We start from the raw sequence: 19,773 nt of genomic DNA on the forward strand, positions 1-19,773 counted from the left end.
CGCTAGCCGAGCAGTTCGTCCACATAGCACCACCGCCACGCCTCACCCGGCTCGACGCTGCGCATCACCGGATGCCCGGTGCTGCCGTAGTGCTTGGTCGCGTGATTGCCCACCGAGGAGTCGCAGCAGGCAATGTGCCCGCAGGACAGGCACATTCGCAGATGCACCCAGGTCAGTCCCTCGGCCAGGCATTCCTTGCATTCATCGGGTTCGTTCGGCTCGAGCAGCAGCGGCGCGGCCAGCAGATGTTCGCACGAGTCGGCGGCCACGGGCGCGGCCAGCGGTTCGACGCGCTCCTCCTCGGTTTCGTCGAAGCGGTCGATCATCGATTCCTCGAGGTCGAGCCGGGACAGCACGTACTGCAGGATCTCGTAGTCCGCACCGCCGGAATCCCGCACGCGCAGTACCGTTTCCCGTTCCGCGCGCAGCATCTCGAGTCGCAGCCGCCGATATTCCGCGGTCGGTGTCGCCAATTCCGCTTCCGAGCGGCCGAGCCGCTCCCAGGCCGCGTTGGTCCTGCCCGTGACCCGATCACGCAGGCTCTCGACAACCCCCGGCGGCGTATCCGGGGTGATGTGTTTTTCCAGTTCGGCGAGTCCGGCCGCGGTGGCCTGTTGCAACAGATTCGCCTTCTGCAGCGCGTTTTCCGCGCGACTGGGCCCGCGCACATGCAGCCGTCGCACCACCCACGACAGCGAAGTCCCTTGCAGCAGTAGCGTTCCCGCGACGACGACGAGCGCGAGCAGCTTGAGTACCGCAAGCTGCGGGGTATCGGCCGGCAGCAGCAGCACCGCGGCCAGGGTGACCACCCCGCGCATCCCCGCCCATGACACCACCAGCGGATGGGTCAGCGGCACATCGGCATTCGACAGGCCGAGTTTGCGCGAGAGCACCGTTACCGGGAACACCCACAGCGGCCGCGACAGCATCGCCGTCAGCATGACCGCCACCGCCGCCACGATCAGGGTGCGGTGATCGAGTCCGCTGCCCCACGCGCCCTCGATGATCGCACGCATCTGCAATCCGATGATCAGAAAGACGACGCTCTCCAGAATGAACTGGATGGTGCGCCAATTGGTGCGCTCGGCGATCCGGGAGGCGGCGCTCTGCCATACCGGCGCACCGTGGCCGAGGACCATGCCGCAGGTCACCACCGCGATCACACCGGAGGCCTTGATGCCTTCGGCGGGCAGGTAGGCGACGAAGGGCGCCAGAAACGACAGCGTGGTGTCCAGCACCGGATCGTTGATCCGTCGCCGCAGCATCGACAGCAGATAGGCGACCGCGATGCCGACCGCGGCACCGCCGCCCGCCGCGAGCAGGAAGTCACCACCGGCCTTCCACACCGACACCGTTCCGGCGGCCGCCGCGATCGCGGTGCGCACCGTCACCAGCGCGGTCGCGTCGTTGAACATCGACTCGTCCTCGAGGATGGTGACGATCCGGCGCGGCATGCCGATGCGCCGCGCGATCCCGGTCGCGGCCACCGCGTCCGTCGGCGCAACCACCGCGCCCAAGGCGACCGCCACCGCGAACGGCACCGGCAGCAGCCACCACACCACCCCCGCGACCGCGAACGTGCTGAACAGCACCAGTCCCACCGACAGCAGCGCGATCGTGCGCGCATTGGCCCGGAAATCGACCAGCGAGGTGCGGATCGCGGAGGTGTAGAGCAGCGGCGGCAGGAATCCGAGCAGAATTATCTCCGGATCCGGATGCACCTCGGGCACGTGCGGCAGATACGACCCGACCACCCCGGCCAGCGTCAATACCAGCGGTTCGGATATGCCGAACCGTCGCGCGAGCGCCGCAAGCGACGCCGCCGAGGCGACTAGAACAACCAGGCCGATCGCGACATGCACGTTGGCATTCTCGCAGAGCACATACCCGGCTCAAAAAGACTGCACGGTACGTGACACGGACAGTCAGGTCGGTTCCGCGGAATGGCTGTGGCGGTAGCGTTCGCGCGCAATAGTTGTCGGCACGAAGGAGGTAGACATGGAAGAGTTTGCGTCCTGGCGGGCGAGCGGGCGACGCCACACCCACCGCGGCCACCAGATCTTCTGGCAGGACAGCAGCGGTAGGGGCGACGGAAATCTGCTCTGCATCCACGGATTTCCCACCGCGTCCTGGGATTGGCATGCGGTCTGGCCGGGTCTGCGCGAGCGCTTCGCCCGGGTGATCGCGCCGGATATGATCGGCTTCGGCTGGTCGGCCAAACCCCGCAACTACGAGTACCGGATCGCCGATCAGGCCGATATCCACGAGAACCTGCTGCGCGAGCAGCGGATCTCACGCGTGCACATCCTGGCCCACGACTATGGCGATACCGTCGCCCAGGAGTTGCTGGCCCGCGATGCGCAACGCCGCGCCGACGGCGACGACTCACTGGTGATCGAATCGCTATGCCTGCTCAACGGCGGGCTGTTCCCCGAGACCCACCGGGCGCGGGTGGTGCAGAAGCTGCTGGCCAGTCCGCTCGGACCACTGGTCGGGGTATTCGGCACCGAACGGGTCTTCCGCAGCAACCTCACCGCAGTCTTCGGACCCGACACCCGCCCGAGCACCGAAGAACTGGACCAATTCTGGATCCTGTGGTGCAGCAAGCATGGGAAGAGCAATGGGCACAAGCTCATTCGGTATATGGGCGAGCGCAAGACGAACCGCGAACGGTGGGTGGGCGCGCTGCGCGATACGCCGGTTCCGGTCCGGCTGATCGACGGGCTGCTCGACCCGGTCTCCGGCGCACATATGGTCCGTCGCTACCGCGAGCTGATTCCGAATCCGGATGTGGTGGAGCTACCGAAGATCGGTCACTATCCGCAGCTCGAAGCCCCCGACGAGACCCTGGCGGCAGTGCTGGAGTTCCATGCGAGCCGCGTGACGTAGGACGTCAACGGACAGCTCCAGCCAGGTGACGAGGGACAGCACCCGGCCAGGTGACCTAGGGCATCGTGGCTCCCGCCCGCCTGCACACCGAAGGATGGCCCGGGGTCGTTCCGGTTTGTCCGTGGGCCGATCGCATCCAGCTGCGCGCCATTGTCGGCGTGCGCTGGTGCGTCGTCTACGGCGTCGGCGGGCTCGACCAGGCTCGACCATCTCGCGATTATGGGGAGTCCCATACCATGGCTACATGGCAGCGACACGCCGATCGAATAAGGATGCTCCGGCGCGCCCACGGGTGCGGGACGCGCGACGGCGGATGATCGAGGGCACGATCGAATCCCTGCGTATCCATGGCGCGAGCGCTACCAGTGTGGACCGGGTGCTGGCCAGTACCGGCGCGCCGCGCGGTTCGGTCTATCACCACTTTCCGGGCGGTCGCACCCAGCTGATCTCCGATGCCCTGGCCGCGGCCGGTGGCTCGATGTCGGAATTCATCGACACGATCACCCGCGATAACGACCCGATGGTCGCCCTGGACATGTTCGTGGCGCTGTGGCGGCGGACCCTTATCGACAGTAATTACCGAGCGGGCTGCCCGATCTTCGCCGTCGCCGTCGAAACCAATGACGACGCACCGGAATTCGCCATGACTGCCGCCGCGATCTTCGCCCGCTGGAATACCGCCCTGACCGACCTGCTGATCCGCCACGGTTTGAACCCGGCGCGCTCGCGCCGCATGGCCACCCTGACGGTCGCCGCCGTCGAGGGCGCGATCGCGCTGTGTCGAGTCGAACGCGATACGGCCCCGCTCGAGGACACCGTCGGCGAACTCCAGTCGCACCTCGCCGCCACCATCAGCACTCCCGGCGAATAGCCGCAGGTCGCGGCGACCCGCCGCGACCTGCGGCTCGCGTTGGCGATTGGAGGGCTCGTCGTGCTGGGGTTCGCCAGCAGTGGTGGACTTTTCTGCGCAATGTTGTTCAGCTGCCGTAGCGACTTGCGCAGCAGCGGCATGGGCTAGGCTCAGCAGTCTGCGGAACCCATCGCCTGATCGGAACCGCGCGGCGGTGGGGCTCGCCGGACCCGAACCGCGGTCACGCACCGCCAACGGTCCCTACTTGTGACGACCAGCGCCCACTGGGCGCGCCACGAGTAGGAGAAACGTGCCCACACCACCACCCGCCACCACAGCCGGATCAGATCCGTTCGCTGCCCGACGGCGTCGTGCACGGCTGCGCGAGCACGCTCCCATCCTCGCTGTGATCGCCCTGGGCGGCGCGATCGGCGCCACCGCCCGCTACGCCGCTGCACTGCGGTGGCCAACCGCGCCCGGCGCGTTTCCCTGGACCGTGCTGCTGGTCAACGTCACCGGCTGCGCCGTGATGGGCGCTCTCATGGTCCTGATCGCCGAAGTCTGGACCGGGCAACGGTTGCTGCGCCCGTTCCTGGGTACCGGTGTCCTCGGCGGCTACACCACCTTCTCCACCTACGCCGCCGACTTCCACCGCCTCGTCGACACTCGTCACGCCGCCGCCGGGCTGATCTACCTGGCCGCCACACCGATCCTCGCGCTGACTGCTACCTGGATCGCCGCCACCCTCACCCACACCTTCATCGACCGGAGGACACGATGACCCGCCTCACCGGAGATGCGCTACGCCTGACGGTGTTCATCGGCGAAAGCGACACCTGGCACCACAAACCGTTGTTCAGCGAGATCGTCCACCGCGCCCACCACGCCGGACTGGCCGGGGCCAGCGTGTTCCGCGGCGTGGAGGGCTTCGGCGCATCCTCTCGCGTCCACACCACTCGGCTGCTGTCGCTGAGCGAGGATCTGCCGGTCGCCATCGTCATCATCGATTCCGCCGACCGCGTCCGCGCATTCCTGCCCCAGCTCGATGAACTCGTCACCGAAGGGCTGGTCATCCTCGACCCCGTCGAAGTCATCCGCTACGTCGGCCGCACCGAACAATCATGACCTGGCTGCTCGTCATTGCCGGGGCCGCGATCGGCGCTCCCGCGCGCTACCTCACCGACCGACTCGTCCAGGCCCGCCACGACACCGTCTTCCCGTGGGGCACCTTCACCGTCAACGTCGTGGGCAGCTTCACTCTCGGGTTTCTCACCGGCGCGGTCACCGCGGCGGCCGTCGGCCCCAACGTGCAATTGCTGATAGGCACCGGCTTCTGCGGTGCCCTGACCACCTACTCGACCCTGTCCTACGAAACCCTGCGACTGACCCAAACCGGCGCACGCTTCCACGCGATCGCCAACCTCGCCGCCACCATCATCGCGGGGATCGGCGCCTTCTACACCAGCACCGCACTTACCCAAGCCATCTGGCACTGAACCAACCACCGCACGAGCTGCACCGACCCACGAGTCACACCACGCCCCAGCCACGGCACCCGCCGCGGCCATCAGGTAGGTGGTGAACAGAACCCAGCATCGAGCCCGGCAGCACACCACTGCCCGCCACCTAGCCCTGAACCTCACCATCTATCCCCGAACACGACCGATCGGTCGGCAGTGCATCTTGACATCCGGATTATGGTGGAGACCATAATCAGTACCGGGTACGAACGAGAAGGTTCCACCGCGCCCGTCGCCGATGCGCCGACCCGAGGAGACGCCGATGTCGCGAGCAACCGAGCTCGACCTGGAGACGATCGACCTGGCCCGCAACGGGAGAGTGCTCACCGCGACCGTTGTCGCGCCACCGCTGAACTTCGTCACCCCTGCCGTCGTGCGCGATCTGGATCTGCTCACCGCGGCCGCCGATACCGATGACACGGTGGGTGCGATCGTGCTGACCGGCGGGCTGCCGGGGCGCTTCCTCACCCATGCGGATCCGAACGCGCTGACCGGCATGCTCGCGATGCCGCATCCATTCCTCCCGGCCCGCGCGGTCGCACCGCTGATTCCGGTGCTCAATACCGGTCTGCGGGTGCCGGGCGCGGCGCGGGTGCTCGAGCGGTTCGGCGGCGGCCTCGGCACCGGCATGGTGTGGGGCTATCGCTGGAAGCGAACGACCATGCGGATGAACCGATCACGCGTGGTCTACCTCGCCGCCATCAACGGTCCCGCCCTCGGCGGCGGCCATGAGATCGCGCTGGCCTGCGATATCCGCTATGCCGCCGACGCCGACCACGTCAAACTCGGCCAGATCGAGTCCATCGCCGATCTGATTCCCGGCGGCGGTGGCACCCAGCGCCTGCCGCGGCGGATCGGTGCGGCCAAAGCGATCGAGCTCACCCTGGAAGGCACACCGCTCAGCGCGCAGGAGGGTCTGCGTCTGGGTTTGGTGCACCGGCTGATTGCCGAAGACGATCTGCTCGCCGAAACCAGGGCCACCGCCGCCCGGCTGGCCGCGCGCAATCCGGTCGTCATCAAGGAACTCAAACGCGCAATCTACTTCGGCACCGAAAAGTCGCTGTCGCGCGGTCTGAACCACGAACTGGCCGCATTCCTGTCCACCGGCAGCAGTAAGGCCGCCACCCGCACCCAGGACGCCTTCTTCGACGATCTCGCCCGGCTCGGCGATACCCCGTTCCTCGCCGACCCCGAGGCGTGGATCGACGGCACACGCGTCGACCAGACCAGTTGACGTGCGCTACGGCGCCGACCCACATCGATCTACAGGAGCAGTATGAGCACCGCCGCGCCGCACGGCAGCCGAGTCCAACCAGCCGATCCGGTCGGCAATGTCGAGCGGTCGAACCGCGAGCACGCCAATGCTGCTGCCGCACAAGGAGAATGGCACAAGACCGCCTGCATCCTGTGCGAGAACAACTGTGGGCTGCTGATCCAACTCGACGGTCGCAGCTTCGCCAAGATCCGTGGCGATAAGGACCACGTCGCCTCCGCTGGATACACCTGCAACAAGGCGCTGCGCCTGGACCACTATCAGAACGGCGGCACCCGCCTGACCGCTCCGCTGCGCCGCGAGGCGGACGGCAGTTTCACCGAAATCGATTGGGATACTGCGATTTCCGAGGTCGCCGCACGTCTGTCGGAGGTCAAGGAAACGCACGGTGGCGAGAAGATCTTCTTCTACGGCGGCGGGGGACAGGGTAACCACCTCGGCGGCGCGTACAGCGGCGCCCTGCGGCGCGCACTGGGCAGCCGCTACCGCTCCACCGCGCTCGCGCAGGAGAAGACCGGCGAGGGCTGGGTCGACGCGCATCTGACCGGCGGCCACACCACCGGCGACTTCGAACATGCCGAGGTGTCGGTATTCCTGGGCAAGAACCCCTGGCAGTCGCACGGTGTGCCACGCGCGCGCACGGTACTGCAGCAGATCGCCAAGGATCCGGCCCGCACCATGATCGTGCTCGATCCGGTGCGCACCGAAACCGCAGATCTGGCCGATATCCACCTGCAGGTCCGTCCCGGTACCGACGCGTGGTGCCTAGCCGCGCTGCTGGCGATCCTGGTCCAGGACGATCTGCTCGACCACACCTTCATCGCCGAACACCTCGACCAGGTCGACACCGTCACCGCTGCACTCCGCGATATCGACGTCGCGGCCTATGCCGAAACCTGCGGTGTCCCGGTCGAACTGCTGCGCACCGCTGCGCACCGGATCGGTACCGCGGGCAGTGTCGCCACCTACGAGGATCTGGGCGTCCAGCAGAGCCCCAACAGCACGCTGATCTCCTATCTGAACAAGCTGCTCTGGCTGCTGACCGGAAATTTCGCCAAACCCGGTGCCATGCAACCACATTCGTGGATTGTCCCGCTGGCGGGCTATAGCCGCGACATCAAACGCAGCCCGGTCACCGCCGCACCCATCCTCGGGGGCATGGTCCCGTGCAACTCGATCGCCGAGGAGATCCTCACCGACCACCCCGACCGGTTCCGGGCAATGATCATCGAATCCGCCAATCCCGCACATTCGCTGGCCGATTCGACCAGCTTCCGCGCCGCACTCGACGCACTGGATCTGGTCGTGGTCATCGATGTCGCGCTCACCGAAACCGCACGTCACGCCGATTATGTGCTGCCCGCGGCCAGCCAGTTCGAGAAGTGGGAGGCCACCTTCTTCAATCTGGAGTTCCCGCACAACACCTTTCATCTGCGCGCGCCGGTGCTCGACCCGCTGCCGGGCACGCTGCCCGAACCCGAGATCTATGCCCGCCTGATCCGGGAACTGGGCACCGTCGGCCGCACCCGGCTGGCCGTGCTGCGCACCGCCGCCGAACTCGGCCGCCGCCCCTACGCCCTGGCCTTTGCCGCATTACTCGCCCTGGACAAGAAGATCGGCGGAGTCGCCCCCTACCTGCTCTATGAAACGCTCGGTCCCACCCTGCCCGACGGGGCGCGCTCCGCCGCGGTGCTGTGGGCGCTCGCGCAGCGGGTCGCCAAGGTGCATCCGGCCGCCATGCGCCGCGCAGGCCACGCCGACGCCGACGCCCTCTTCGATGCCATCCTCGCGGGCCGCTCCGGGGTCACCTTCACCGTCGACGATTATCCGGACGCCTGGGACTACCTGCCGCAGCCGCGAATCTCCTTGGCAATCCCGGAATTACTGCACGCCCTGCGCGAACTTCCCAGCACCCCGGCCACACACACCACCGCGGAATTCCCGTTCGTCCTGGCCGCCGGTGAACGTCGTTCCTTCACCGCCAACACCATCTTCCGCGACAACACCTGGCGCCGCCGCGATCCCGAAGGCGCTCTGCGCCTCAACCCCACCGACGCCGACGCCCTCGGCCTCACCACCGGCGACCACGCCCGCATTACCACCCGCCGCGGCAGCGCCGTCGCCGCCGTCGAAATCAACGACCGCATGCAACCCGGTCACGCGTCACTGCCCAACGGCCTCGGCCTCGACCTGCCCGACGGCACCCGCACCGGAGTGGCCGCCAACGAACTCACCGATGCCGCCTGGCGCGATGCGATTGCCGGAACGCCGTGGCATAAGCACGTTCCGGCGCGCATCGAACCGCTGCAAGACGCATAGCCGCCAGTCCGCGGGCACCGGTGGTTCAGTGTTCGGCCTACCTGCCGATGATGTCGGTCGGCGCGGCTGGTGGTCGGGTTCGTGGCGACGCGGGTGTTCGCAGACGAGGAGATGGCTTGATCGGGAGCCGAGGCCGTCTGTCCGCACTGCGCAGTCCCTTGCTGTGCTCCAGTGCTTTCGCGCATATGGCGACACCGTAGAGTCGGCGCATGGTTTTTCAGCTCGAGCTGCAGCCTGCCCCACCCCTGCACCTGACGCCGCAATGCGTGGTGCACATCGGAACCGTGCGATTATTCGAGACCGGGACGCTCATCCACACCTCCGGCGCACCCGCCGAGCGGTTCGGCTTCTTCCTTCCGAACACCCACCCTCTGCCCGAGGACGCGCCCGAACCCCACCTCTGGGCGGAGATGTATCTGATGACCGCGACCGCTGCCTCCGTGTCCGGAGACTTCCCCTTCGGCGTCGCCCACGCACACGCGGCCTACGTCCCCGATCCCCGCCACGCCTTGCACCGCTGGCTGCATCTGACCGCCGCCGCCCACCCCGCCCGCCAGGTCCGCCTCGGCTACCGCATCACCGTCCAATCGCCGTAGCCCGCCGTTTCGGGTACAGAACGACATCACCTGACGCCGCCGCCGCGAGCCCGAATCCTCCCTTCGTAGAGACGAACGGCAGCACCGTCGCGCTCGCCATGAGCGAGGGCAGTTCGGTATGCAGGACGGTCCCGAGGACGGTGACATCGACGTCGAGTTCCGTTGCGCGGGTATCGAACCGGACCCGATAGTCGCGGTAGTCGAACAGTGTTTCACCGCCAGCGATGACGAGCCGCAGCTCGGGATGATCGCGAGCCAGTAGCGTGAACGCCTCCAGGAGGTCGAGGCTGCCCTTGCGGGGTTCGATGCCGCCGACAGCGAGAACGTAACGCCCCAGCCGCTCTCGCCACCCGGATCGGCCTGCGATGGCCGCGGGATCCGTGGCAGCGGCGGCTGACGTTTGCTGGATGCGCTGCTGAGGTAATCCCTCATGCGGACATGGGTCGATACCAGTGGGACACAATGGGATCGATCAACCTTTGTACATGTGTGGGATGTAGGGGAGCTCGGTATGGCTAGAAAATTGCACTACGTCGGAACGCTGCCCGCGGAGTTGGTGACGAGTGATCGCGTTGTCATGGAGTGGGTCGTCGACCACAGCAAGGGGCACTCGGTGACTGCGGTCCCCCGAGATCTGGATCCGGACTGGATCATGGACTACCTGCGGACACGCAAGGACCAGGATGTGTTCGAGGTCAGGCGGGAGGGGGAGTACGCCGACTACAGCGACTTCCCGTCCTATGGTCTGCGCTCGGGACATACGCTGCAGCGCCAGCACGTCAGCATGGATCGGATCGACCGGATCGGTGAGGTCGTCGACGCATTCAACGCGATGCAGGGCGACCGCGGGGAGCTCGGCGCCACGAAAGTACAGATCAGCCAACCCAATCCGCTGGATCTGGCCATGTTCGTTTTCGCAGGTGCGGCGGTTTCGAACGGCTTTCCCGTCGGGAGAGCACTGCGCCGCTCGAGTCTGTTCGTCGCGGCGCTTCGACATCTACCCGTGTTCGCTGACGCGGTGCTCGAGGAGATGAGCACGGTCATCGCGCAGCACGGCGACCGTGTCGTGTTCCAACTCGAATCCCCTCTCGCGCTGCTGAGCATGGTGAAAGCCCAGCAGTTGCACTCGCAGTGGGCGATCGCCCCGCTGGTCGCGCGACAGCTCGCGGGCGTGATCGGGCAGATGCATGAGATCGCCGCCGACATTGTGGTGCACCTGTGCTACGGCGACTACAAGCACAAAAGCTTGCTGTCACCGCGCGATCTGGCCCCAGCGGTGAACCTGCTCAATAAGACTGCGCGACAGCTGAACAGGCGCGACGTTCCGCTGCCTCCAGTGCATATTCCATGTGCCTACGGTGCCGAGCCGGCACCGCAGGATCCCGAATTCTATGCGCCGTTGCGCAGGCTCGATCCGGGCTGGCGGCTGATCGCCGGTGTCGTTTCTCCGGACTCCGCCGAGGACAGCGCCCGCGCGCTGACGCATTTCGAACAGGCCTCCGGCCGAACCGCCTACGGAGTCGGCACCGCGTGCGGGCTCGGCCGATGCAGTGCCGAGGAAGCGGCACTGGCGGCCGCGAACATGGTCGCCGTAGCGGTCACCGACGAAACGCACGGCTAGGACTTCGGCTGAGCACGGATCGCGCGGTCCGGGCGCTGGCGGTGTACGCCAGTGGACCCGGGCGGCGCGATCGCGCACATCCTCTGCTGCGCTGTCGGACAACAGGATTGGCATCCGCTCGGTTCGAGCCACGGGTGCAGCCGGTCGATCCAGCTGTCGCGCTGGATGATCCGAGGCAGGCGCAAGCGGTGACCCTCGCGTAGCTGGACAACCGCCCGGTAATGGGCTCTGCCGCATGGCTATCCGCGCGCGAAGGGCCGTCACCCAGAGCTGCCGAATTCTGAGATGAAGTTCACCACCCGAACGATTCTGGATGGAACGAGCCGTGTGCCGCGCGGGTCGGCCGTAGTCTGAATACCGTAGGGAGAGTGAGGTGATGACCTACGACATCGATGATCACCACCTGGCCGAGCCATTCCATTCCCAGCTCCAACACCGCCTAGCTGGCTAAATACCCTTCCCCCGCATCGGTTTCTGCGCCGACCTCGCCGTTTTGTTCGGCGCGTCGCCCGTCACGTCGAGTGACAACGGTTCAGCGTGAAAGTCTCGTTCGGGGATTTCAGCGACTCCTCAGTCACCGCGAATTCGCCATCAGCTGTGTGCCGAATTGCGTTCTCCTAGTTGAGAACTCGCCATTGCTTGCTACAATCAGTGACGTGCGTCGTTACTGTGGCTAACCAATAGCAATGCTTAGCTCGGGCGTGTCTGCGGCCGTGGACAACCGGGAGTTGGTTCGGTCGCAGGTGTCGACGCACGATCCTTGTCGGCAGATCCAGGGAGTTCGCATGAACATTCCGCACGTTCTGGTCATCGGTGGCGGCCCAGCCGGTTCCACCACCGCAGCCACGCTGGCTCGGGCAGGAGGTTTCCGAGTAACAGTCCTGGAACACGACGAGCATCCGCGCTATCACATCGGGGAGTCACTGCTGGCGTCGTGTTTGTCGACGTTGCGCGTGTCCGGCGCCTACGACGCGGTTGCCGAACACGGCTTCCAGGTGAAGCGGGGCGGCTACTTCCAGTGGCAGAGCGACCACTGGCTGCTGGACTGGTCCCGGTTGGTCGACGAGGACGCGTGGTCGTGGCAGGTCGATCGCGCCGACTTCGACCACATCCTGTTGAAAAACGCCCGCGAACAGGGCGCGGAGGTGATCGAGCGAGCCACCGTCACGAATGTGATCATGGACGGTGACCGTCCGACGGCCGTCGAGTGGACCGTCCACGGTGACGACACGATTCACACAACCGAGTTCGACTTCCTTGTCGACGCGTCGGGCCGAGCCGGTGTGCTGGCCAAGAAGGGACTGCTTCAGCGCGAACAACTTCCGGGGTTCCGCAATGTCGCCGTCTGGTCGTACTGGGAGGGTTCAACCCTTCATCCGGATAGTCCAGAGGGCGCGATCAATGTGGTCTCCACCCCCGAAGGCGGTTGGTTCTGGCACATTCCGCTGGCAGGCGGCCGCAACAGCGTCGGCTATGTCGTCGCCACCCGAAAGGCCATGGACAAGATTCGGGAGCGCGGACTCGAGCAGTACTACCTCGACACCATCGGCGACAGCGCACCCATGGGTGAAATGCTCGCCGGTGCAACCCGGGTCGCAGAGGTAAAGGCCGAGACCGACTACTCCTACACTTCGGACAGGTTCTGCGGCCCGGGGTGGGCGGTCGTCGGTGACGCGGCGGCATTCCTGGATCCGCTGCTATCCACCGGTGTACACCTAGGTACCTACGGCGGGCTGATCGCTGCGGCGTCGATCGCGAGCATTCTGCGAGGCGATCTGGAGGAGGCCGAAGCCCTCGGCTTCTACCAGCACACCCTCCGACGGGCGTACACGCGATTCTTCGTGTTGGTCTCGCGAATGTATGAGCAATACATCGGTGCCGACGAGTACTTCGGACACGCCAGCAAACTCACCGAGGCGCAAGCAGGCGACACTCCGGAGACGTCGTTCACCAAGATCATGTCCGGGCTGACCGACATGCGCGAATCATCGGGCGAACAGCAGCTCACCGGATCCGACACCATCATGTCCGAGGTCGGCAATCTGTACGACGAATCAGCGAACCTCAACTACATGGGCGGCGACAGCAAGCACAGCACCGGTCTGGATATGTCGCCTGTCTGGGATGTCTGGCGTCGCCCGTTCTCCGGAATGGCCGACGGTGAATTGCGCGTCACTGACGCGCCTCTGGGACTGACCAAACAGCCGGTCACCGCTGAAGAAGTCCAGCGGTGGACGCGGCCGGTTCGTCCGCCGAAGCCTGCCAGCGAGCCGGTGCATTAGGCAGCGGCCTTACAGATTCTCGTGAGAACTGTTGTGCGGAGCTGGCTGTGACGGTCATGCACTCCGGCCCCGAGCTACCGGGCGATTCCGCGCCCGGTAGCTCGGATGTCCGGATGGTCTCAGACGCGATCGGGCGATTCGGTCACCCGGTCACCCGAATGCTGCTGGGCAGTACAGGTTTCACCATGCCGGCTCTCGAGGCGATCGTCGGCGCGCAGCTCAACGTCCAGGTGTTGCGCCAAGGCGATGTCGAGGCCAGCCAGATACCGGCCACGGTCACCGTGCCATTGGAGGTGTCCGGCATCGATCGTGTTCTCGTGCGCCGGTCCTGTTTGATCACTGCTGACATGGTGACCGCATCGGTCAACGACGTCGTCGCCGTGCGGGAACTCGCGGCCGCGTCCGGAATCGACGATCTGCACGTTCCGATCGGATCGGGGCTGATCTCTCGTGGTGTATCCCAGCGGCGCCGTATGCTGCGGGCAGGACTCATGAGTTGGCCGGATGGTCGACCGTGCGCGATGCGGGCCTACGTCATGTGGCTCGAAGACCGGCCGGTCTGCTATGTCCGCGAGGCCTTCAACCCCGATGTCATCCCACCAGACCGCAGCCCGCTATCCGGCCAATGATCTCCGACCGCGCCGGGCTGGGCCGGGTGGGCGGCAGATCAACGATTCCGCGGTTCACCACACTTGTCGTGGGCCGCAAGCCGTTTCATCCATTCCGGTCACGTTGACGTAGGGAGCTGCGATGCCATCGCTGCTGGAAATCACCACACATCTGTTCCTGCAACTCGCGGTCATCCTGGTGACCTATCGGTTGCTGTGGCCACTTTTGCGGCGGTTGGGGCAGGTGCAGGTGGTGGTCATCATGGTCGCCGGATTCCTGTTGGGGCCTTCGGTTCTCGGCTGGGTGTGGCCGCAGGCGCAACGCTGGTTGTTCCCGACTCAACTGAAAGTCGGTGACGCCAGCATCATGCATCCGAATCTGACCGCGATCTATGTGGTCGGACAACTCGGGCTGATCTTCTACATGTTCATGGTCGGGTCCTCGTTCGAACTCGATATCCTCGGCTCGCATCTGCGCCGAGCCGGTGCCACCTCAGCGGTCGGTGTCGCCGTGCCGATGGTGCTCGGCGCCGGTGTCGGCTGGTGGCTGGTCGGGCAGGGGCGGTATTTCACCGACAAGATAGCGAATTGGCAAGGCGCACTGTTTCTTGCGGCCGCGGTCGCGGTGACCGCGTTCCCGATCCTGGCTTGGATCATCTACGACTCCGGGTTGTTGAAGACGCGGTTGGGCACGATGTCGCTGGCGTGCGCAGCTGTCGATGACGCGTGCGCGTGGATCCTGCTCGCTGTGGTGGTCGCCACCGCGAAGGACAGCTTGGGTGGTGCGTTCCTCGCGGCCGGTGGCGGAGCGGCGTATGTGCTGTTCATGAGCCTGATCGGGCGGCGGCTGCTGGCTCGTCTCAATACCTGGACTCCACGCGCGGGGGATAACGAACGCGCGGGTGGTCTGCCGGTCGGGCCGCTGGTGGTGGTGCTGGTGGTGGTGCTGCTGGCCGCGAGTTTCACCGATTACGTCGGTATCCACTCGGTACTCGGCGCATTCGTTGCCGGACTGTGCATGCCGCGCGGAGAGCTGATCGAGAGCATCCGCGAACGACTCGAACCACTGGTCAGCTATCTGCTGCTGCCTGCGTATTTCATCTACACCGGACTCAACACCAAGCTGAGCCTGGTCTTCGACCCGGCGGTCCTCGCGGTCGCCGCGCTGGTGTTGGTGGTGTCGTTCGCCAGCAAGTTCGGCGCCATCGGCTTGGTCGCCCGGGCGCAGGGGATGGGTTGGCGGGAAGCGGGCGCGATGGGTGCACTCGCCAATGCCCGCGGGTTGATGGAACTGGTGCTGTTGAATATCGGACTCTCGTCCGGGCTGATCACCGCCGAGCTCTACACGATCCTTGCCCTCATGACGCTGGTGACCACCTTCGTCGCGACCCCACTTCAGCGGATGTTCGAACGCAGCGCGTGGAAGGACGGAATGGTCTTCGGGCCGAATGGCGAGCAGCGCAAGGAAACCGACGCGTTGACCGGGCGGCGAGATCATCGTGAGACAGCGATCGAGCGCAGCGGTGAGGCCACCTAGCCCGCCACACCGCGAAGCATCGAAATACCTTGTGCCCACTGCGGCAACTCCAACCCTGCGCCTCTGGGCCACCGGCATCGAGGCGATCCGGTTCAGCGACCCGTCGGACTCGTTGAGGCCCCTTGCGGATCAATAAGGGCTCGGACGCGCCAACGCGGCGGCGGAGTGTACCGGCCGCACAGGTGGCGGCCGTCGAAAAGCGGTGCCAGCAGCGCGATCTCGTGGCAATCGCAGGCTCACCAGCGATCCGACCGATCACGCCGCAGTGCGCTGCCCCAACTGGACCAGCTGCCGAATGCGGCTTCCTTCGCCACCGGAACAGGCCACCCAGCTTCTGCGGATCATGTTGGTGCGCAGTCATATCCATGTGCCGACACATCGAACTGGTCGATGCCGATCTTGCTGCCGCCATGGGCCGATCGCCGAATCCGACAGCACCGCACCTGGTTCGGCACTCCACCCACCCACCGCCGCCCGGGACGCCGGCAGTCCAATAGACGATCCCGCAGGGGCGACCGGAACGAGGTTGACGCTACAACGTTCGTCAGCACTACTGGCCACTCGTTGCTATGTTGCTAGCGTGGGCGAGTCGCCGGGTTCAGCACAGGTCTGGAAGGCTGTCTGTGCGAACGCTCAACGACCCGACACACCGCCGCCCTCGTTCGAGGCACATGATCGAGGGACGTGCACGCGCTCAATGATGAAGTCTTGCTTGTCCAATCGCTGTTCTCGTCTGGAGTCATGTCTTTGACCACACCACAGTCCCCAACGTCCGCCGACACCATCACTGCGCCCGGAGTCTGCCCCGTCCAGCACGAATCGCTGGGCGACACCGACGTCCGAGTACCGTTGTACACACCGGATTTCGTCGCTGACCCACATCACACCTACGACGAGATGCGCAGCAAATACGGAACGATTGTTCCGGTCCTTTTGGCACCCGGTGTAAAAGCGACCCTCGTGATCGGCCACTCCACCGCGGTCAGAATCCTCAACGACCCCGACCACTTTCCGGCTGATCCGCGAACGTGGCAGAAGACCATTCCTGAGGACTGCCCGGTCCGGCCGATGATGGCGTGGCTGCCCGCGGCGCGCAACAGCGATGGCTATGAACACAAACGCTACAGGGATGCGTCGGTTGCGGGCATCGACGGGATCGCCACGGACACTTTGCCTTCCCTCGTCGAGAAGGCCGCTGTCCCGGTGATCAACACCTTCTGTCGGGCAGGTAACGCTGACCTGGTGAGACAGTACACCTTTCCGCTTGTCCTGGAGGTACTGAACCAACTGGTCGGCTGCCCGGCCGACATCGGGCAGCGGGTCGCGGCCGGAATGGCCGCGAGATTCGACACGGTCAAGAGCCGCGAAGGCATGATGATGCTCAAACAGGCACTGATGGAGCTGATTCGACTCAAGCGCGAACAGCCCGGCGATGACGTCACTTCGCGGATGGCGAACCATACCGCCGGGCTCAACGACGACGAGATATTCGCCCAGCTGATGTCCTTCTATGGTGCCGGTTTCGAAGCACAGCGCAATCTGATCACGAATGCACTTCTGCTGATGATCACCGACGACCGATTCGCATTCGGCAATGTCCTCGGTAGGAACCTGTCGACGATCAACGCCCTTGACGAGATTCTGTTCAACGACCCGCCCATGGCGAACTTCTGCACGACGTACCCGCGGCAGCCGGTCATGGTCGACGATATCTGGTTGCCCGCGGACCAGCCGGTCGTCATCAGTCTTACCGCCTGCAATAACGATCCCAAGATCCGCAGGAACAACGACGCGGAGGAGAGCAGTCTCGGCAATCGCTCACATCTGGCATGGAGCGCTGGGCCACACGCCTGCCCCGCCAAAGACGTTGCCTACCTTACCGTCCAGTTCGCCATTGATCTGCTGTTCGATGCCCTCCCCGACATCGAACTGATCGGCCGTGTGGACGACCTGGTCTGGCGGCCGGGCCCGTTCCACCGCGCTATGACGGCACTTCCGGTCACTTTCTCACCGTCCCCGCCGATGAATATCGTCTAGATCGACTCTGGTTGGTCCACGGCCCAGCATCAGGACAGCCGGGCCGTTCTGCCGGGTGCCGTCGTGGAACGTAGGCACTCGCTGCGCACGTCCGAACGGACATGCCGCGCGGCTACGAAGGTGTCGCAGGCTCCCGATCAATATCGCCCCGTCGACGCAGGGGTGATCGTGTGCCGGGGGTGCCGACCGTGCCAGAAGCGCACGGTCCCAACGGACTTGGGCGACCTCGCGCTCTCCGACGATGAGATGGGCTGCCCGAAACTGCTGGAAGGCTGGATGCGCCCGTCCTCACCCGTATCGAAGCCATTGGTTGATCGCGGCGAATGGATTGTGGCCAGGTACTCGACGGCGAGTTCAGTGTGATGGCACATCACGCCACGGGCAACCGACCCGCATCCGCCACCGGATCCCATCGATGAGCTGCCGCTTGGTCACATAGGACGACAGCGCGCCTTCTTGCCGCGAGGCAGCAACGGCTCCAACCGCGCCCACGAAACCGCCCGGCCCGACGTCCCTTTCGGGGACGGGACCGGGCGAGCGGTGCTATCGGATTCAGTTCGCGTTGCCGGACTTCGGGTCGAGCGCCAGCGTCGGCCGTGCTGTCGCCTTGAAGTCGAACATCGCATCGAGCACTCCGGCGCGCTCGTCGTAGGAGTCGTCGCCGATCCGCCCGGTCTTCCAGTTGTCCTCGATGAACCGCAGGATCGAGGTCTGGTCGGTCAGGGTGTGATCGACGAAGTTCGCCTTGGCGTAGGGCGAGATCACCAGCAGCGGCAGCCGCGGACCGTAGCCGCAGCGGCCCTGGTACTTGGCGGGTTTGCCGGTCGGGTCACCGCAGGCGCCGGCCCCGGTGAGCGTGTCTTCCGCAGAACCGGAGGACATAGCGATCGGCGCGGACTTGTGGTCGTACCAGCCGTCGGAGTCGTCGTAGGCGATGACGACCGCGGTGTCCTTCCAGTCCGGCAGCTTCTGCAGGTGGTTGATGCTTTCCACGAGGAACTGCTGCTCGTCCAGCGGATCCGAGTACGCGGCATGACCGTCCTGGTAGCCCGGCGCCTTCAGGTAGCTCACTGCCGGCAGGTTGCCCGCGTCGGCGGCGGCCCAGAAGTCCGACAGGTCGTACTGGTGATTGGCCTGATCGGTCTGGCCGATCTTGTCCACCGAACTCGGCGGCAGGTGATGCGGGTTCGCCGTCGACTGGTAGTACTGGAACGGCTCGTGGTGCGGGATGTAGTCGGCTTTGGTGTCGAACGCCTTGTCACCGGTCTTACCGGTGCCGCCGAGTGCGACGCCGACGTTGTGGGTGGCGCCGCAGACAGCCTTGCCGTCCTTGGTCTCGGTCGGTTTGAACCCACCCTGGAAGAAGCCCCAGCTGATGTTCTTCTTGTTGAGCAGGTCGCCGATGTTGGTGCCGCTCAGCTGGATCTGATCGCGGGTCGAACAGTCGTCGCCGAACGGCTGCGGGTCGTCGATGACGGTGCCCTGGTTGTTGCCGGCGTTCTCGACCACGTAGTGCTCCGGGAACGGCTTACCGTCCGGCATGAATTCCTTTGTCACACCGTGGGTCTGGCCGGACACCAGGTTGATCGCACCGGGCGTCGACGGGCCGAAGGTGGTGTTGTAGGAGTTGTCGCTCATCGAGAAGTGCTGGGCGTAGTTCCACAGTGCCGTCACCGAATTGCCGTCGTAATAGTCCATCACCAGGCCGGGCGCGCCGAAGGTCGGCGGCTTGCAGGCGGCGACCTCGGTGTGCTCGACGAACTGGCCCATCTTGCCGCCGTCGAATGCAGCCTGCTCGTCCTTGTACTCATGGTCCTGGTCGCAGGTCACCTGCTGGTTCGGGCCACCGAGCCGGGTCGGCTGGAACTTGTTCGGGTTGTGCGACAACAGATCCGGGGTGAGCCCGTCCACCTTCGGGGTATCCGGCGAGGCGGTGAACTTCGAACCGTCGGTGTTCGCCGCGTTCGGGTAGGTGCCGAAGTAGTGATCGAAGGAGACGTTCTCCTGGAAGATCACCACCACATGCTTGATCGGCGTCGCGGTGTCGGGCGAGGACACCTTCTCCGACGAGCTGGAACACGATGTGGCAGCGAGCGCCAGCAGCGCGGCGAACGCGGCGGCACCGCGACGTCGTCGGCCGAGACAGCGGCGAGCCGAGGCGGACATGGAACCTCCTGGTCGATCCGGATCGCGGCAAGCGATCACGGGGGCGGCGGTCGACTCCGACCGTACCGATCGTGA

The 19,773-nt window shown here is 65.5% G+C and carries 15 protein-coding genes and 1 pseudogene; 13 read left to right on the forward strand and 3 right to left on the reverse strand.

The window, feature by feature from the left end; translation table 11 throughout:
- Positions 1 to 2: 2 nt before the first annotated feature.
- A complete protein-coding gene (locus tag ABZW16_RS12805) occupies positions 3 to 1,862 on the reverse strand; it encodes a Na+/H+ antiporter (protein ID WP_354955248.1) in 1,860 nt (619 codons plus the stop codon).
- A 136-nt stretch (positions 1,863 to 1,998) separates the two neighbouring features.
- Here ABZW16_RS12805 and ABZW16_RS12810 point away from each other — a divergent pair, with 136 nt between their 5' ends.
- The 8 genes from ABZW16_RS12810 to ABZW16_RS12845 all read left to right on the forward strand — a co-directional run bounded on the left by ABZW16_RS12810 (position 1,999) and on the right by ABZW16_RS12845 (position 9,447).
- Complete coding sequence (locus tag ABZW16_RS12810; protein WP_354955250.1) at positions 1,999 to 2,889, forward strand: alpha/beta hydrolase; 891 nt, start codon at positions 1,999 to 2,001, stop codon at positions 2,887 to 2,889.
- A gap of 244 nt (positions 2,890 to 3,133) precedes the next feature.
- Entirely contained in the window at positions 3,134 to 3,760 is a 627-nt protein-coding gene (locus ABZW16_RS12815; RefSeq protein ID WP_354955252.1) for a TetR/AcrR family transcriptional regulator, read from the forward strand.
- 289 nt (positions 3,761 to 4,049) lie between these two features.
- The gene (locus ABZW16_RS12820; RefSeq protein ID WP_354955254.1) at positions 4,050 to 4,520 is read left to right on the forward strand and encodes a CrcB family protein; all 471 of its coding nucleotides are present in this window, start codon (positions 4,050 to 4,052) and stop codon (positions 4,518 to 4,520) included.
- A complete protein-coding gene (locus ABZW16_RS12825; protein WP_354955256.1) occupies positions 4,517 to 4,864 on the forward strand; it encodes a DUF190 domain-containing protein in 348 nt (115 codons plus the stop codon). Before ABZW16_RS12820 ends, ABZW16_RS12825 begins: the two co-directional genes overlap by 4 nt.
- Positions 4,861 to 5,235 (forward strand): fluoride efflux transporter CrcB, encoded by a 375-nt coding sequence (gene crcB, locus ABZW16_RS12830; RefSeq protein ID WP_354955258.1) that lies wholly within the window; start codon positions 4,861 to 4,863, stop codon positions 5,233 to 5,235. Before ABZW16_RS12825 ends, crcB begins: the two co-directional genes overlap by 4 nt.
- A gap of 286 nt (positions 5,236 to 5,521) precedes the next feature.
- Positions 5,522 to 6,493, forward strand: a complete 972-nt coding sequence (locus ABZW16_RS12835; protein ID WP_354955259.1) for an enoyl-CoA hydratase/isomerase family protein — start codon at positions 5,522 to 5,524, stop codon at positions 6,491 to 6,493.
- Between the two features lie 42 nt (positions 6,494 to 6,535).
- Entirely contained in the window at positions 6,536 to 8,851 is a 2,316-nt protein-coding gene (locus ABZW16_RS12840; protein ID WP_354955261.1) for a molybdopterin-dependent oxidoreductase, read from the forward strand.
- Between the two features lie 209 nt (positions 8,852 to 9,060).
- Positions 9,061 to 9,447 (forward strand): hypothetical protein, encoded by a 387-nt coding sequence (locus ABZW16_RS12845; protein WP_354955263.1) that lies wholly within the window; start codon positions 9,061 to 9,063, stop codon positions 9,445 to 9,447.
- A 40-nt stretch (positions 9,448 to 9,487) separates the two neighbouring features.
- Here ABZW16_RS12845 and ABZW16_RS12850 read toward each other — a convergent pair.
- A pseudogene (locus tag ABZW16_RS12850) lies at positions 9,488 to 9,838 on the reverse strand (glycosyltransferase); the annotation flags it as partial.
- 120 nt (positions 9,839 to 9,958) lie between these two features.
- On the opposite strand from ABZW16_RS12850, the gene ABZW16_RS12855 reads away from it, so the two are divergent.
- From ABZW16_RS12855 to ABZW16_RS12875, 5 genes are all read left to right on the forward strand, one after another.
- Complete coding sequence (locus ABZW16_RS12855; RefSeq protein ID WP_354955265.1) at positions 9,959 to 11,068, forward strand: hypothetical protein; 1,110 nt, start codon at positions 9,959 to 9,961, stop codon at positions 11,066 to 11,068.
- A 785-nt stretch (positions 11,069 to 11,853) separates the two neighbouring features.
- Positions 11,854 to 13,350: an NAD(P)/FAD-dependent oxidoreductase gene (locus ABZW16_RS12860; protein ID WP_354955267.1), complete on the forward strand. Its 1,497-nt coding sequence runs from the start codon at positions 11,854 to 11,856 to the stop codon at positions 13,348 to 13,350.
- A 47-nt stretch (positions 13,351 to 13,397) separates the two neighbouring features.
- Positions 13,398 to 13,979 (forward strand): hypothetical protein, encoded by a 582-nt coding sequence (locus ABZW16_RS12865; protein WP_354955269.1) that lies wholly within the window; start codon positions 13,398 to 13,400, stop codon positions 13,977 to 13,979.
- A 121-nt stretch (positions 13,980 to 14,100) separates the two neighbouring features.
- Entirely contained in the window at positions 14,101 to 15,495 is a 1,395-nt protein-coding gene (locus tag ABZW16_RS12870) for a cation:proton antiporter (protein WP_354955271.1), read from the forward strand.
- Positions 15,496 to 16,236: 741 nt separating this feature from the next.
- On the forward strand, positions 16,237 to 17,532 hold the full coding sequence (locus ABZW16_RS12875) for a cytochrome P450 (protein WP_354955273.1): 1,296 nt from the start codon (positions 16,237 to 16,239) through the stop codon (positions 17,530 to 17,532).
- Positions 17,533 to 18,084: 552 nt separating this feature from the next.
- Here the strand turns inward: ABZW16_RS12875 and ABZW16_RS12880 are convergent.
- Complete coding sequence (locus tag ABZW16_RS12880; protein ID WP_354955274.1) at positions 18,085 to 19,698, reverse strand: alkaline phosphatase family protein; 1,614 nt, start codon at positions 19,696 to 19,698, stop codon at positions 18,085 to 18,087.
- Positions 19,699 to 19,773 lie beyond the last annotated feature (75 nt).

The organism is Nocardia sp. NPDC004604, from assembly GCF_040609795.1.
In the GTDB taxonomy this organism is placed as follows: domain Bacteria; phylum Actinomycetota; class Actinomycetes; order Mycobacteriales; family Mycobacteriaceae; genus Nocardia.